This window comes from Longimicrobium sp. (assembly GCF_036387355.1).
Classification (GTDB): Bacteria; Gemmatimonadota; Gemmatimonadetes; order Longimicrobiales; family Longimicrobiaceae; genus Longimicrobium.
Genome location: NZ_DASVTX010000353.1, coordinates 1 through 13953, shown reverse-complemented (window position 1 = coordinate 13953; position 13953 = coordinate 1). Strand labels below are relative to the sequence as shown.

The following is a 13953-nucleotide window of genomic DNA, read 5'->3' as shown; positions in this document are numbered from 1 at the left end:
GTTCGGCCGCGACGTCGTTGATCCGCGCACGGGTCGCGGCTACCTTCACTTCCAGCTGGACACTTCCGTTCAGCAACAGCATGAGGCGCCTCCCTTCTTCGCGTGATGGGTTCGGTGCCTCATGCTGCTTTATTTTCGCCCCATGTCAACAAAACGCTACGCTATCAATGAATTCGCCGCTGGAGAAGCACAAAGTCCGCCTGCGCGGACTGCGGCGGAAAACATGGCGCGCGTGGCGGGAAACGGTGCGCCGAAGCGTCGGCAGGGGGCGGATCTGTCAAGCGTGCGGAACCCGGCGTCGCCCTCATCTCATCCCACGCAAACACGTTGTCATCCTGAAGGAGCGTTCGCCGGACTCTCCTCCAAGCGGGGGCACGGCGCGACTGAAGGATCTACTGTGCGCCAAGCCAACTCTCCCCGTCGCGCCTGAAGGCCGCCCTCGGAACCACCGGGCGGCCTTCGCCGCATCACCGGCGCCCCGCACGGCGACCTTCCGCCGCGATGCACTCATCCGGTCGAATCCCGCCATCCGTCGTGCTACATTGTCGCCGCGCCTCCATCCCGGAAGGCGCGGCGTTTCCGTTCCACCGATCCCGATGACCGACCTCCCCATCGAATCCGTCATCCCCGAACTGCGCGAGGCGCTGCGGACGGCGGGCGCGGCCGTGCTGCAGGCGCCCCCGGGAGCCGGCAAGACCACGCGCGTTCCGCTGGCGCTGCTGGCGGAGCCGTGGCTGGCGGGGCAGCGGATCGTGATGCTGGAGCCGCGCCGGCTCGCCGCCCGCGCCGCCGCCCGGCAGATGGCGCGCATGCTGGGCGAAGAGGTCGGCGGCACCGTCGGGTTCCGCATAAAGATGGAGACGCGCGCCGGCCCGTCTACGCGCATCGAAGTGGTGACGGAGGGCGTGCTTACGCGCATGCTGCAGAGCGATCCCGCGCTGGAGGGCGTGGGGCTCGTGATCTTTGACGAGTTCCACGAGCGCAGCCTGCACGCGGACCTGGGCCTCGCGCTCACCCTGCAGTCCCGCGCCGTCCTTCGCGACGACCTGCGCCTCCTCGTCATGTCCGCCACGCTGGACGGCGCTCCCGTCGCGCGGCTGCTCGGCGATGCGCCGATCATCACCAGCGCCGGACGCATGCACCCGGTGGAGGTGCGCTACCTGGGCGCGCGCGGCGACGAACGCATCGAGGCCGCCGTCTCGCGCGCCGTACGCCGCGCGGTGGATGCGGTGGAGGGTGACGTGCTCGTGTTCCTTCCCGGCGCGGCGGAAATCCACCGCACGCAGGGGATGCTGGCGGACGGCGGGCTGCCGGACGGCGTCCGCATCCTTCCGCTGTACGGAAACCTGCCGCAGCCCGCGCAGGACGAGGCCATCGCCCCCGGCCGGCCGGGGCACCGCAAGATCGTCCTCAGCACCTCCATCGCGGAGACGAGCCTCACCATTGAAGGCGTTCGCGTGGTGGTAGACAGCGGGCTCATGCGCGTCCCCCGTTTTGCGCCACGGACGGGAATGACGCGGCTGGAAACCGTCACCGTGTCGCGCGCCTCGTCGGAGCAGCGGTGCGGGCGCGCGGGGCGGCTGGGCCCCGGCGTGTGCTATCGCCTGTGGGACGAGCACACCCAGCACGCGCTGGTGCCGCACGGCACGCCGGAGATCCTGGACGCGGACCTGGCGCCGCTCGCGCTGGAACTGGCCGCGTGGGGCGTGGCCGATCCGGCGGAGCTGGCGTGGCTGGACGCGCCGCCCACCGCCGCGTTTGGGCAGGCGCGCGAGCTGCTGGCCGAGCTGGGCGCCACGGACGCGGCGGGCACCATCACCGCGCACGGCCGGCAGATGGCGGCGCTGCCGCTGCATCCGCGCCTCGCGCACATGCTTCTGCGCGCGGACGCGCTGGGCCTGAGCGCGCTGGCCTGCGACCTGGCCGCGCTGCTGGGCGAGCGGGACGTTTTCCGCCGCGGCGAGCACCCCGCGGACGCGGACGTTCGCCTTCGCCTGGAAGCGCTGCGCGATCTGCAGGCGGGCCGCCGCGCCCGCACGCACGGCGGCTCGGTGGATGAGGGTGCGCTGCGGCGCGTGATGGTGGAGTCGCGCGAGCTTCGCCGCCGCCTGCGCACGCGCGGCGGCGAGGACGACGACGGAAGCGCGGCCGGGCTGCTGCTGGCGATGGCGTACCCGGACCGCATCGGACAGCGGCGCGGAAAGGCCGGGCGCTTTCTGCTGCGCAACGGCCGTGGCGCCGCCCTGTCCGAGCGCGACCCGCTGGCCGGCGCGCCGTGGATCGTGGCGGCGGAGCTGGATGGGCAGGGCCGCGAAAGCCGCGTGTACCTCGCCGCGGCCGTGGAGCAGGCGGAGATCGAGCGCGAGTTCGCGGGGCAGATCGTGACGGACCAGGAGGTCGCGTGGGACGCGGACGCGCGCGCCGTCCGACCGCGCCGCCGCGTGCGGCTGGGCGCGCTCACGCTGCGCGAGGTGCAGATCACCGACGCCGATCCGGACGCGGTGGCGGCCGCCCTGCTGTGCGGCATCGCCGAATCCGGCATCGGCGTGCTGCCGTGGACCGCGGGCGCGCGCCAGCTTCAGCATCGGATGCGCTTTCTGCACCGGCACGACGCCACGTGGCCGGACGTGTCTGACGAGGCGCTCGCGGCCACGCTGAACGACTGGCTGGCACCCTACGTCTACGGGATGACGCGGCTGGACGACCTGCACCGGCTGGACCCGCCGGAGCTGTTGCTGGGGATGGTGGGTTGGGAGCGCCGCGCCGCGCTGGACGCGCTTGCGCCCTCGCACGTGGAGGTGCCCAGCGGCTCGCGCATCCCCATCGACTACGGCGACCCGGACGCGCCGGTGCTGGCCGCCCGGCTGCAGGAGCTGTTCGGGATGATGGAGACGCCGCGCATCGCGGGCGGGCGCGTTCCGCTGACGCTGCATCTGCTCTCCCCCGCGCGGCGGCCCGTGCAGGTGACGCGCGACCTGGCGAGCTTCTGGAAGACGGGGTACTTCGAGGTGCGCAAGGACCTCAAGGGCCGCTATCCCAAGCACTTCTGGCCTGATAACCCGCTGGAGGCCGAGGCCACCAGCCGCGTCCGCCCCCGGCCGGGATGACCGCGTCCGCCCCCGGCCGGGATAACCGCGTCCGCCCTGGGCCGAGATAACCGCGCCCCGACGTTTCCGCGGTTGCGATCGTCCTCCTCACCGCGCCCGTCATCCCGACCGGCGCTGCCCCGCCGTCCCATCCTCTCGCAAGCGCGTTTCTGCCGCGATCCCGTCAGCCCATCGCGGCGAAGCCTTCTCCTCACGTACCGAACTCCGACTGGCGGCGTCCCGAAATGTGTTTGCCCGGTGGCGGTGTTGTGGCGATCCGCTTCATGACACTTGTTGGGTCGCGGCCGCTCGCTTACCATGGCTCAAACGGTCCGCTCGCGATCTGCTGGATTTCGTGCGAGCCGCGCCCGATCCCGCAGCCGCAACGGACGCGGCCCAGCGCTGGCCCTGCCCTTCCCCGCCATCTTCATCCGCCTGAGAACTTTGATGTCTTTACGCAGCGCCTTGGGGCCGGGGCCGTTCCGGATCGCCCTCATGCTCGCCGCCGTGGTGCTGGCCAGCGGGTGCGACGCAACCCTGCCGTCGCCTGACCCGCGCGCGGCGGCCGCGCCCTTCGCCGCGGACGAGAGCGATTCCGGGAGCCTGCTCCTGGGCACGTACCGGGGATGGACGGATGTCGCCGTTCCGGGGGCGGTGACCACGGCCATCCCTCTCCAGCCGACCGGAATTCCGCTCGCGCCCGACAGCTACGTGCTGCTGCGCATCGGCGGGACCATGATCGTGGAGGCGAACCCGTACTCCGGCGGTGCGCAGGCGGGACAGGCGGTGTTCACGCTCAGTGCGGAGCAGTCGCGCACCTTCACGGGCGGGGGCAAGACGGGCGTGTGGATGGGTGGAGAACTCCTGACCCCGTTCTTTCGCGCGGACGAGGGCGGGCGCGACGTGATCCTGCTGGTACGGACCGGCGCCCAGCCGCCTGCGCTCTTCGCAAACCGGGAACGGATGAGCGCCAGGAATCTGGTGTGGGGCTATTGCCTGGTGCCGTACTGCGGGCAGGACGAACTCGTGCAGCCGACCAACGAGTACCGGCCGGCGGTGCTGATCGAGGACTACTGGATCAGCCAGTCGCACGAGGTAAGCGCAATGCGAATCGACGCACCGCTGCGGATTGTGGCATCACCGCTGGTGCCGGGCAGCCCGATGGCGGTGGAGGCGCGGCTGTTCGACGGCCTGCGCATCCGCGACCGCAACGGCAATGCGGCGTCGGTGAACTGGCGCTGGTACCCCGGCGACACGGCCGCGGCGCCGAACCCGTACATCAGCGCCCAGGCCCCTGAAGGCTGTCAGGACAAGCTGGTGTGCCAGTTCACGCCCACGGGCCCGGGCCGTATGCTCGTCTACACGACGGTGGAGGGTGCGCCCGTGGAGGAGAGTCAGGTGCTGCGGATTGCAGGTACTTCATGTGGGCCCGAAGGAGCGGAGCGTGCGGTCTCGCACGGCGCCGTGGGTTGCCAGCCGGATGCCCGGATCGAGCTTGCCTGCGAGGGAGATCAGGGTCGAGGCCGGGTCACGCGCGGTCAAAGCATGCGTTGCACGGTCCGCAAAGAACCAGAAGAGGCCACGGGCGAACTCGTGGTAGAGGGCTGGAAATTCACCGGAACCGATTCACGAGGGGTGGTCTACGTGAATCCGGATCTTGACGCCGGGGACGGCGCGGTCACGGATCTGGTGTGGGAGGGGAAGATGGCGCTGAGCGGCACCGTCGAGGTCCGCGCAAGGATTGGGGACGGGCAACTCGAGACTCGCCAGGCCCCCGTCACGGTGATCGCCCGGGACTGGTTTCAGGAGCCGATTCCGTCGAGGATCACGCGGCTAAATACGTTGCAGGAGTACAATGCCGCAGTGCCGGATACCAGGTACTTGCTTCCCGACTACCCGACTCAAGACCATGAATTGGGCCGTTCGCTCCAACGCGCAGAAGCCCGCGAGCCAGCCGAGGTGCTGGGATTCATCAACGACTACGGCCCCAACCACCGACTCGCATACATGGCCGCCGTGCCCGTGCGGATCTCCATGGCAGTCTTCGTACATCCCGAGTTGGAGAACCGCGGCCAGTTCTATCGGCGTCAGGCTGAGCAGTTGCCGGCTCGCGCGGCGCATCCCCCATGCCTGCAGGGACATTGGTCGAATTACCTGAACGAAACGTTGATTCACGAAGGTGCAGACTACGCTGGCCGCCCGGTGGACCCCCGATCCCACAATGGGGTCTTTCGAAGAGAAATACAGGCCCGCGCCCCGGCCGTTCTCGAGGATCTCGTTGCTCCGAATGACGCCGTGGCTGAACTCATGGATCTTGTGGAGACTCGCATGGACCCGGTGCGTACCGCAGTCCGGCAACTGAGCGGTCCCGATGTGGACACGTCATTCAAAGCGCAGTACCTGTGCTACTTCAACTACGGACGCTGAGATGACTCTGAGATCAGCTTTGATTGCGGTCGCTTTCGCGACAGCGATCCCGCGCTCCGTAGAAGCACAACCGTCCGAAGCCACGGATGTTCACCTTCGGAATGACTGCCGCTTGGCCGCTCAGGCCCTGCGCACGGGCCATCCCTCGCCGCATTACCGTTGGGCCCGGGCTGCAATCACCCGGTGCGACGTGACCGGTCCCACCACGGTGCTCTGGCTGTGGCGCCAGAAGCCGCCGACTGATCGCCAAGACCTCACCCAGTTGGCGCGGATGGCTGGCGCTTTTCCGACGAGGGAGATGTACGACCTGATGCAGCGTCTGGCCGCGGACGAGTCCGCAGCGACTGAGCCCCGGCTGATCGCGCTCAGCTTTCTGTCGGGGGTCGCCGAGCGGAGGTTCAGCCCGGGTGGATTCGACATGTTTGACCCTCCCGCTGGCCGCCGCCCCTACGTTCAGTCCGTGACCGGCGTGTACGAAGACAGCCGCTACGGTGAGCTGGTGGACGTTCGCGGGGAGGTGCAGGCAATGCTGCGTGCGATTGGCCAAAGAACTGGAGACCGGCGGGTACGCAACGCCACGGAGCTATATCTCTACTTCCTCGACGTGACGACGCCACGCCCGCAGCAGTGACGGGCTGAGAAACGGGAATCGGTGCAATTGACTCGCGATTCCACCTCAGCGACGGCGCGACTGCCGTTCTGCGCTGCAGATTTGCAACGGCCAACCCGCCGTCCGAGCGGAGTGGGATTCTGTTTCCGTCCAGAGTTGTCCGCGCGGGCGCGACGACTTCGCGCGAGGGATCTCTGCCGCCCGGGCATCCACCGCGCGAGAATCCGTGACCGCGCACGTGAGCCCGTGCAGGTGACGCGCGACTTGGCGAGCTTCTGGAAGACGGGTACATCGAACTGCGCAAGGACCTCAAGGGCCGCTATCCCAAGCACTACTGGCCCGACGACCCGCTGCAGGCCGAGGCCACCAGCCGCGTCCGCCGCCGGCCGGGATAACCGCGTCCGCCCTGGGCCGGGATAACCGCGCCCCCACGGTTCCGCGGTTACGATCGTCCTCCTCACCGCGCCCGTCATCCCGACCGGCGCTTCCCCGCCGTCTCATCCTCTCGCAAGCCCGTTTCTGCCGCGATCGCGTCAACGGATCGCGGCCAGGCCTCCTCGTCGCGTACCGAACTCCGACCGGCGGCGTCCCGAGATGTGTTCACCCGGTGGCGGTGTTGTGGCGATCCGCTTCATGACACTTGTTGGGCCGCGGCCGCTCGCTTACCATGGCTCAAACAGTCCGCTCGCGATCTGCTGGATTTCGTGCGAGCGGCGCCCGATCCCGCAGCCGCATGGGACGCGGCCCAGCGCCTGGCCCTGCCCTTCCCCGCCATCTTCATCCGCCTGACAACTTCATGTCTTCACGCCGTGCCTTGGGGCCGGGGCCGTTCCGGATCGCATTCATGCTCGTCGCGGGTCTGCTGGCGAGCGGGCCGGATGGCCGGACAGACACCGCGGTGTTTCCTTGTTACGCTCGCCCTTGGAATTGAGGTGTCTACCTCCATGAACAGAATGACTGAAATATTCGCCTTTCTCTTGTGCGCGATCGCTCTCGGGTGCCTTCCGAGCCCGGCAGCGGCTCAGGCGAATCCGGATAGCATAAACCTGCGAAATGACTGCCGCTTGGCGGGGCAGGTCCTTGCTACCGGGCACCCCCGGCCCAGACTGCAATGGGCGTCCCAGATGTACCATAGATGCCCGGGGTTCGCCTCCTCTGTGGCGGACCTCATGCTGCGTTCGCGGCAGTCGGCGGATACTGCGTACCTCAACGCGATCACCTACCCCACAAACGAGTTGCGCGACCGCGGCGTGTTCGAGGCCGCACTTGCCATTGCCGGGGACAAGTCGGCGAGCGTGCCCGCCCGCGTATTCGCGAACCGGGTGCTGTACTGGGCGCTGCTGCCAAGCGCCGGGGTCGACTACAACACTCTGGTCGACATCGATGGTGACGGACGGGACAAGTGCATTCGCTACGGCCAGAGTTTCCACTACTCCGTCAAGACGACCAGTGAACTCCCATCGGATTACCGCGAGCAGTCCTACCGCGTGACGTGGGCGGCGACTCGCGACCTCACAGAACCCGCACCCGTTCGCCAGAGCGCCGCCTGCGTGGCGGTCGTCGCCAGACCTCGAAGTGGAGAGTTTTGACAGCCAATGAACACGCGAATCCGGTTGCTTGCCGTAGCCGTGGGATGGTGTGATGAAACGCTTACCTGCGATCATGAGAGCCGTTGCAGCGTCGTTGCTCCTTGCCGCCGTTCCGGCATGTGCATCGGCACAAGTGAACCCGGACTCGATCGCGCCGCGGAACGACTGCCGACTCGCGATGCAGATTCACGCCAGCGGCCAGCCCGCTGGTCGAGCGGAATGGGCGGCTGTCACCGTCGAGAGTTGTCGGGGCGTGGGCGACGACCTCGCGCGGGCAATTTCCGCCGCTCGTGCATCCACCGACACCGCGCTGCTGGACCGCCTGACCTTTGTAACCGCGTGGCTGCGCGACGGCAGGGTTTTTACGACCGCTTTGGAGATTGCTCGGGACCCGGCTGCAAGCGCTGAGGCGCGGATCTTTGCAATCCGCACGTTGATCTGGACGCTGAACCCCGGTACGGGATTGAACTACGCGAGCCTGATTACACCGGCGGATCGCGCCTTGCCGCCCTGCACCACAGGGGACGGGCCGTCCCTGGAGAGACACGTCAACGTCGGCGCGCCCTTGCCGAGCGGGTGGGTAGATCAGGCATCTTCGACAGCTTCACGGCTTGTTCAGGCTGCGAGTGAACCAGCGATCGTACGCCAAGCAGCCCACTGTCTTGGAGATGCTGTTCGGTTGTACCGCCTTCTCCAAACTCGCATCCCGACGCTTCCACCAGAGACGGATTGATCGCAGGTGCGGCCGCCCGGCGCACCTGCCTGGTGCATTCCGCCGCGCTTGCCGACGTCGGCTCCGCTCTGAGATGAAAGATGAAGCACATCATCGCGGTACTGGCAGCGGCTACGCTGGCGACGATGGTCCATGCGCAGGCCTCGCCCTACGAGGTGCGGCGGCAAAGCCACTGCAGCCTTGCGGAACAGGTCGTTCGAACAGGCCATCCGGAAACTAAAGCCGAGTGGGCTTGGCAGTACATCGGACTGTGCCCGGCGGAGCAGCAGATCCCTTTGGCGTTACAGCGGATGCAGGAGGCAAGGCGTTCCACTGACCTTGCGCTGATCAGTGCGGCACTCATGCGCGCAAGCACGCTGCGTGACGGAACGCTGTTTCGTGAAGTGCTTCAGATCGCGGGTGACCGCCAGGCCACCACACCGGCACGGATGTACGCGTTCCTGGTTCTGGACGCGATCTCGGATCGTACCAGGCACCCGCGATGGGAGCTCTACGTACGGATGGGGCAGTTGGATGAACGCACGCGGGGTCTGTGCTCCTCCAACCGCTCGCACCCCGCCGTGTCCGATCCTGGAGCGACACCCCTTCCCGATGAATACCGTTCACTGATCTTTGCATTGGCGGTACGGGTGGAGAGCGATCCGACGGAACCGCGCGAGGTGCGCGGAGCGGCGCGTTGTCTGGTTTGAGCGGGAAATGGTCTCGGGTGCGTCTGGCGGCCCGTGGCCTTGTGCCTGAGCCTTCTACCGGCCCCGGCTCAAGGCACCCGCCTGCCCGGCGCTCCGAGATCGCCGCAAGCATGCTCCGCGTGCTCGTGCTTTGCGCGGCATGCCTCGGCTCTACGTCGCTTCACGCGCAGGAAACACCACACGAGATCAGACGTCGCGACGATTGCCGTCTCGCTGAACAGGTGATGCGGACCGGTCACCCGGCGCCGCATCTTCGATGGGCATCACAGGTTGCCCAGCGCTGTCCGAACATCGGGGGAGCAGTTGCGGAGGCGATGAATCGTACTCGCACGTCTGCTGATACCGCTCTCCTGAACACGATCACCTCTCCCGCGCAGTTTCTTCGCGACGGGCGTGTGTACCGGATGGCCCTGGAGATCGCGAGGGACCGGACCGCGAGCGTGCCGGCTCGCGTCTTCGCGATTCGGGCACTGCTCTGGACGCTGCAGCCGGGTGGGGTGATCACGTACGCGGATCTCGTGGACGAACGGCCGGACGGCAGGCCACGGGTTTGCTTTGGGGGCACCCCGCTGCATCTGCGGCTTACACGAGGCGAGCCGATTTCACCCGATTATGCGGATGTCATCCACCGGGCCGGCGCCCAGGCAGAAGCCGACCTCGCCGAACCGGAGCAGATTCGCATCGCCGCGTTCTGCATGCGGTTCCGGGCAATCGACCTCACCGGGCGCTAGATTCTGCACCGGCCGTAAGCACCGCAAGAGAGATACGGCAACCCGAGTTCACGAGTGCCATCGGCCAGTCCGACTCCACGGTCGTTGCGCCCCGCCGGCTACGCGCGCAGGTGGTTGTGGATGAACTGGATGGCCATGGACCCCTCCCCCACCGCCGCGCCCACCCGCTTTACGGAACCGCTGCGCACGTCGCCCGCCACGAACACGCCGGGCATGCTCGTCTCCAGCAGTTCGCGCGGGCGCTCCAGCGGCCACTCCGCCCTGCCCTCCAGGTCCGGCCCGGCCAGCACGAATCCCTGCTCGTCGCGCAGCACCACGCCGTCCAGCCAGTCCGTGCGCGGCGCCGCGCCGATGTACACGAACAGCGTGTTCGTCTCCAGCACCTCGCGCTCCCCCGTCCCGGTGTCCTCCACCGTCACCCGCTCCAGCAGCTCGTTCCCCGACACGTCCGTGACCTTGCTGCGCGGGCGCAGGTGGATGTTGGGCGTGCGCTCAATGCGGCCCATGAGGTACTCCGACATCTTTTCCGAGAAATCCTCCTCGGGCGCCACCATGGTGATGCTCCGGGCGTAGCGCGCCAGGTACAGCGCCGCCTGCCCGGCGGAGTTCCCCGCCCCCAGCATGAGGACGTCCCGCTCGCGGCAGGTGGGGATGGCCGCCGCCGCGCCGCCGTAGTACACGCCGCGGCCGATCAGCCGGTCGCAGCCGGGGGCCTCCAGCATGCGCCACGACACGCCCAGCGCCAGCAGCACGGCGTGCGCGCAGAGCGTGCTTCCGTCATCCAGCGTCACCACGCGGTTGGGCTCCTCCTCGCGCAGCCCCACCACGTCGCGCGCCACCACGATCTCCGCGCCGAAGCGCGTGGCCTGCCGCACCGAGCGCTCGGCCAGTTCGCTGCCGCGCAGCCCGTCCGGAAAGCCCAGGTAGTTTTCGATCGCCTCGCTCATCCCCGCCTGCCCGCCCGGCGCGTCGCGGTCAATGAGCACCACGCGCAGCCCCTCGCTGGCACCGTACACCGCCGCGGCCAGCCCGGCCGGCCCGCCGCCCACGATGACCAGGTCGTAGAAGGGCGCCCCGGGCTCCGTCTGCAGCCCCACCTTGGCGGCGAGCTCCTCGTCCGTCGGGTCCGCCAGGTCGGTTCCGTCGCTGAAGCGCAGCAGCGGCAGGCCGCGCGCGCCCAGCCCCAGTTCATCCACCTCCCGCCGCGCCGCCACGTTGGCCTCGTAGTCGATCCAGTGATACGGCACCCGGCTGCGGGCCAGAAAGTCGCGCACCTCGTGCCCGCGGGGCGACCAGGTGTACCCGATCACGCGGACGCGCCCCGCCGACGTTCGTTCGTTGTTCATCCCACCGCGCTGGCTGGTGCCCGTCCCCGTGCGCCGGATGCGGCGCGTGAAGGTCCGCTTTCCGTCACGCCCCGTGCCACGCCCGCCCCAGGCCGCGGGACCAGCCCCGCCGCGCCGTCCATTCCGGTGGAGGGCGGAAACGAAATCGCCGGCCCGGAAGCGCTTCCCGGTCCGGCGATGCCGTCATCAGATCGTTTTCCGCCCGCGGCGGACGGCACTCACTCGTGGGCGAGGGGAACGTGCACACCCATGGGCGGGAGCGCGAACCAGCGCGGGCGCGGCTCGGCGTCCGCCAGGCAGAGCTCCACGGCCAGCGCGGCGGTGCGCGGCAGGAACGGCTTGCGCAGGTACGCGCAGAAACCCGCCTCCTCCAGCCGTTCAGGCGTCTGGTCCTCCGCCGTGACCGCGATGATGGCGATGTGCGCTGTACGCGGATCGGCCTTGAGAATGCGCGTGGCCTCCCAGCCATCCATCACCGGCATCTGCAGGTCCATCAGGATCAGGGCGGGCAGATGCTGCCTGGCCTGCGCAACGGCTTCCTCGCCGTTGACCGCCAGCAGAACCGCGTACCGTTTGTGCGTAAGGATCGCGGACAGGATCACGCGATTGTCTTCCTGGTCGTCGGCGACGAGAAGGAGCTTCTGGCTCATGGAGCGCCTGCCTTGAGATAAGGAGACGCAGAGCTGGCTGTGGCTGGTCGCGGGATTCGGGGATCCGGCGCGAGGAATGACGCGGAGGACCTACGGAGGCCGTGGCAGGTAGCGAGATCTGCAGATTCGCTCTACTGTACACCGGATCGTCTGTTCCGATACCGATGGCCTGAACGGCCTGGCTTTTCCACGCACCCGGCCGCCGGATACGGACGCCAATGGACGGCGCCGCGCCGGCTTTCATCCGCCCGACCGCGAAAACTTTTCATGTCCCGATCCATGCCGCGCGACACACCGGGCCCGGACGGCCGCACCGGGATCGCCATGTCCATCAACCCCGACGCCGGCACCCATCCCGTCACGGCGGACCCGCGCGAACTGGATGCGGCGCGGCGGGCGACGGAGCGGTCGCTGGCGCGCTTTCCCTACTACACGGCGCGCTACGGCGACCGCGCGCTGCGCTTTGGCGACAGCGACGGGGCGTGGCTCGCGCTCATCGCGCAGCTGGATCCGCCGTTCGTGCTGGAGCAGACCGGGTGGCTGGCCTCCGTGCTCGCCTCGCGCGGCATGCCGACGCTGCTGATGGAAGAGCACCTGCGCTACCTGAGCGAGGAACTGAGCGCGGCCGTGCCGGAGCACGCGGACCGGTACGCGCAGCTCCGCGCCGCCGCCGATGCCCTGCGCGAGCGGCGCCACCGGGGCGGCGATCCCGCCCGGCTGGCCGCCATCGCCGCGGCGTTCGGGGAACGGACCGGCGCGTCGGGCGGCATGGCCGGGCTGGGCGAGATCCTGGTGGCCGCCGCGGCGGACGAGAACGCCGGGCTGAGCGGCACGGTGCACAACGTGGAAAGCTGGGCCTGCGATCCCGCCCGCTTTGGCGCGGAGTGGATCGATGCGGTGCGAGACACGGTGGCCGAAGCCGGGAAGGCGGGCGCGGCGGACTGATCGCCTGCTCCCGTCCCACGCTCGCGGACAGCCCGCGCGTCCCCTCCCGGGCGCGCGGGTTTTCTGTTACACATTTGTGACAAAGTGCGGAACGCCGGCCCCGTGCGCCGCCGGGAGTGAGACGGGCGTGCCCCGGATCCAGTGGATAACCGGCGCAGAATCGGGGATTTCGCCCGCGCATGGTTGATGCTGGCGGTCCGGGATGGACGGACCTCACGCACGGGGTCCGCCCGGCCGGATCGGGACGGATCGGAGGCGGATTCTCTCATGTCCATACACTTCGTCATCGACGCGTGCTGCGAGTGCGTGGTGACCCGGATGTCGGGAGAGGTGTCGGGGGCGGACGTGCAGCGGTACCTGCGCGAACTGCGGGCGCACCCGGATTTCGACGCGGAGTTCCCGCGCATCGTGGACATGCGCCGCATCACGCAGATGCCCACCGCGGCGGAGATGCGGATGGTTGCGCAGACGGCGCCCGCCATGGAAACCGGCTCCGCCCGCCGCGCGCTGATCGCCGACCGCGATTACCCGTACGGACTGCTGCGCATGTTTGAGATCATCGCCGGAATCCACTCCACCACCACCGAGTACCGCGCCTTTCGCGACCCCGCCTCCGCCGCCGAATGGCTCGGCCTGGACCCATCCGTCACCGACTCGCTGCAGGAGCCCGGCCCGGACGTCCCTCCCGCCTGACACGCTTCCGTCCACGCCAGGACGGGCGTCCCGCGCTCCGCTCACCCGCAGACGTTCGGACGCCTGTGGACCGCGCCGGGCCGGCTCGCGACACAACGATCCCCTCCACCCCGATCGTCCCCGCCGCCGCTCGCCGGGCGCGCGCGCCCGGCACCCCTTGCCGGGTTGCGTATGTTGCAGCCACACAGCGGATGCGCGGGGCGCGGACGGCTCCCGCGGCCCGGGGGACGGCACGGCGCATGCGGCCGGTGACCGGGGCAGAAAACAAGGCGGCATCTGGCCGGAGCCGCCCCGCCCACCCCACATTTCTCCCGGGTTCCGCTCCCGCGGCACCGCCGCCCCTGCCCGCTCGTGAGAACGCCGCTGTCTCCGGCGGCGCACAACACCCAAGGAGTGCCTGATGGTCAAACCGGTGATGCTCGCGGTGGACGATGACCCCGAGGTGCTGCAGGCC

Annotated in this window: 10 protein-coding genes and 1 pseudogene; 9 read left to right on the top strand and 2 right to left on the bottom strand. The window is 69.0% G+C overall.

From position 1 onward, the window contains the following. Positions 1-596: 596 nt before the first annotated feature. The 7 genes and pseudogenes from hrpB to VF665_RS15455 all read left to right on the top strand — a co-directional run bounded on the left by hrpB (position 597) and on the right by VF665_RS15455 (position 9865). Complete coding sequence (gene hrpB / locus VF665_RS15480; RefSeq protein WP_331054339.1) at positions 597-3107, top strand: ATP-dependent helicase HrpB; 2511 nt, start codon at positions 597-599, stop codon at positions 3105-3107. 426 nt (positions 3108-3533) lie between these two features. Next, complete coding sequence (locus tag VF665_RS15475; protein ID WP_331054338.1) at positions 3534-5513, top strand: hypothetical protein; 1980 nt, start codon at positions 3534-3536, stop codon at positions 5511-5513. Positions 5514-5703: 190 nt separating this feature from the next. Beyond that, positions 5704-6144 carry a hypothetical protein gene (locus tag VF665_RS15470; protein WP_331054337.1) on the top strand — a complete coding sequence of 147 codons (441 nt, stop codon included), beginning with the start codon at positions 5704-5706 and terminating at the stop codon, positions 6142-6144. A 213-nt stretch (positions 6145-6357) separates the two neighbouring features. After that, positions 6358-6518: pseudogene (locus VF665_RS25920) on the top strand (ATP-dependent helicase C-terminal domain-containing protein); the annotation flags it as partial. Between the two features lie 774 nt (positions 6519-7292). Then, on the top strand, positions 7293-7712 hold the full coding sequence (locus tag VF665_RS15465; RefSeq protein WP_331054336.1) for a hypothetical protein: 420 nt from the start codon (positions 7293-7295) through the stop codon (positions 7710-7712). Positions 7713-8525: 813 nt separating this feature from the next. Further along, positions 8526-9134: a hypothetical protein gene (locus tag VF665_RS15460; protein WP_331054335.1), complete on the top strand. Its 609-nt coding sequence runs from the start codon at positions 8526-8528 to the stop codon at positions 9132-9134. A 314-nt stretch (positions 9135-9448) separates the two neighbouring features. Next, the gene (locus tag VF665_RS15455) at positions 9449-9865 is read left to right on the top strand and encodes a hypothetical protein (RefSeq protein ID WP_331054334.1); all 417 of its coding nucleotides are present in this window, start codon (positions 9449-9451) and stop codon (positions 9863-9865) included. Positions 9866-9963: 98 nt separating this feature from the next. On the opposite strand, the gene VF665_RS15450 is transcribed toward VF665_RS15455, so the two are convergent. Next, on the bottom strand, positions 9964-11211 hold the full coding sequence (locus tag VF665_RS15450) for an FAD-dependent oxidoreductase (protein WP_331054333.1): 1248 nt from the start codon (positions 11209-11211) through the stop codon (positions 9964-9966). Between the two features lie 218 nt (positions 11212-11429). Beyond that, positions 11430-11861: a response regulator gene (locus VF665_RS15445; protein ID WP_331054332.1), complete on the bottom strand. Its 432-nt coding sequence runs from the start codon at positions 11859-11861 to the stop codon at positions 11430-11432. 279 nt (positions 11862-12140) lie between these two features. Between VF665_RS15445 and VF665_RS15440 the strand changes: the two genes are divergently transcribed. Both VF665_RS15440 and VF665_RS15435 read left to right on the top strand, forming a co-directional pair. Continuing rightward, entirely contained in the window at positions 12141-12806 is a 666-nt protein-coding gene (locus VF665_RS15440; RefSeq protein ID WP_331054331.1) for a hypothetical protein, read from the top strand. A gap of 267 nt (positions 12807-13073) precedes the next feature. After that, positions 13074-13499, top strand: coding sequence for a hypothetical protein (locus VF665_RS15435; protein ID WP_331054330.1), 426 nt, complete (start codon positions 13074-13076; stop codon positions 13497-13499). Positions 13500-13953: the final 454 nt, after the last annotated feature.

Excerpts from the sequence above, each read along its gene's own strand:
- VF665_RS15465 (WP_331054336.1), top strand. The coding sequence starts at position 7,293 with ATGCTGCGTTCGCGGCAGTCGGCGGATACTGCGTACCTCAACGCGATC.
- VF665_RS15435 (WP_331054330.1), top strand. The coding sequence starts at position 13,074 with ATGTCCATACACTTCGTCATCGACGCGTGCTGCGAGTGCGTGGTGACC.
- VF665_RS15445 (WP_331054332.1), bottom strand. The coding sequence starts at position 11,861 with ATGAGCCAGAAGCTCCTTCTCGTCGCCGACGACCAGGAAGACAATCGC.
- VF665_RS15450 (WP_331054333.1), bottom strand. The coding sequence starts at position 11,211 with ATGAACAACGAACGAACGTCGGCGGGGCGCGTCCGCGTGATCGGGTAC.
- VF665_RS15475 (WP_331054338.1), top strand. The coding sequence starts at position 3,534 with ATGTCTTTACGCAGCGCCTTGGGGCCGGGGCCGTTCCGGATCGCCCTC.
- VF665_RS15460 (WP_331054335.1), top strand. The coding sequence starts at position 8,526 with ATGAAGCACATCATCGCGGTACTGGCAGCGGCTACGCTGGCGACGATG.
- hrpB (WP_331054339.1), top strand. The coding sequence starts at position 597 with ATGACCGACCTCCCCATCGAATCCGTCATCCCCGAACTGCGCGAGGCG.
- VF665_RS15440 (WP_331054331.1), top strand. The coding sequence starts at position 12,141 with ATGCCGCGCGACACACCGGGCCCGGACGGCCGCACCGGGATCGCCATG.
- VF665_RS15455 (WP_331054334.1), top strand. The coding sequence starts at position 9,449 with ATGAATCGTACTCGCACGTCTGCTGATACCGCTCTCCTGAACACGATC.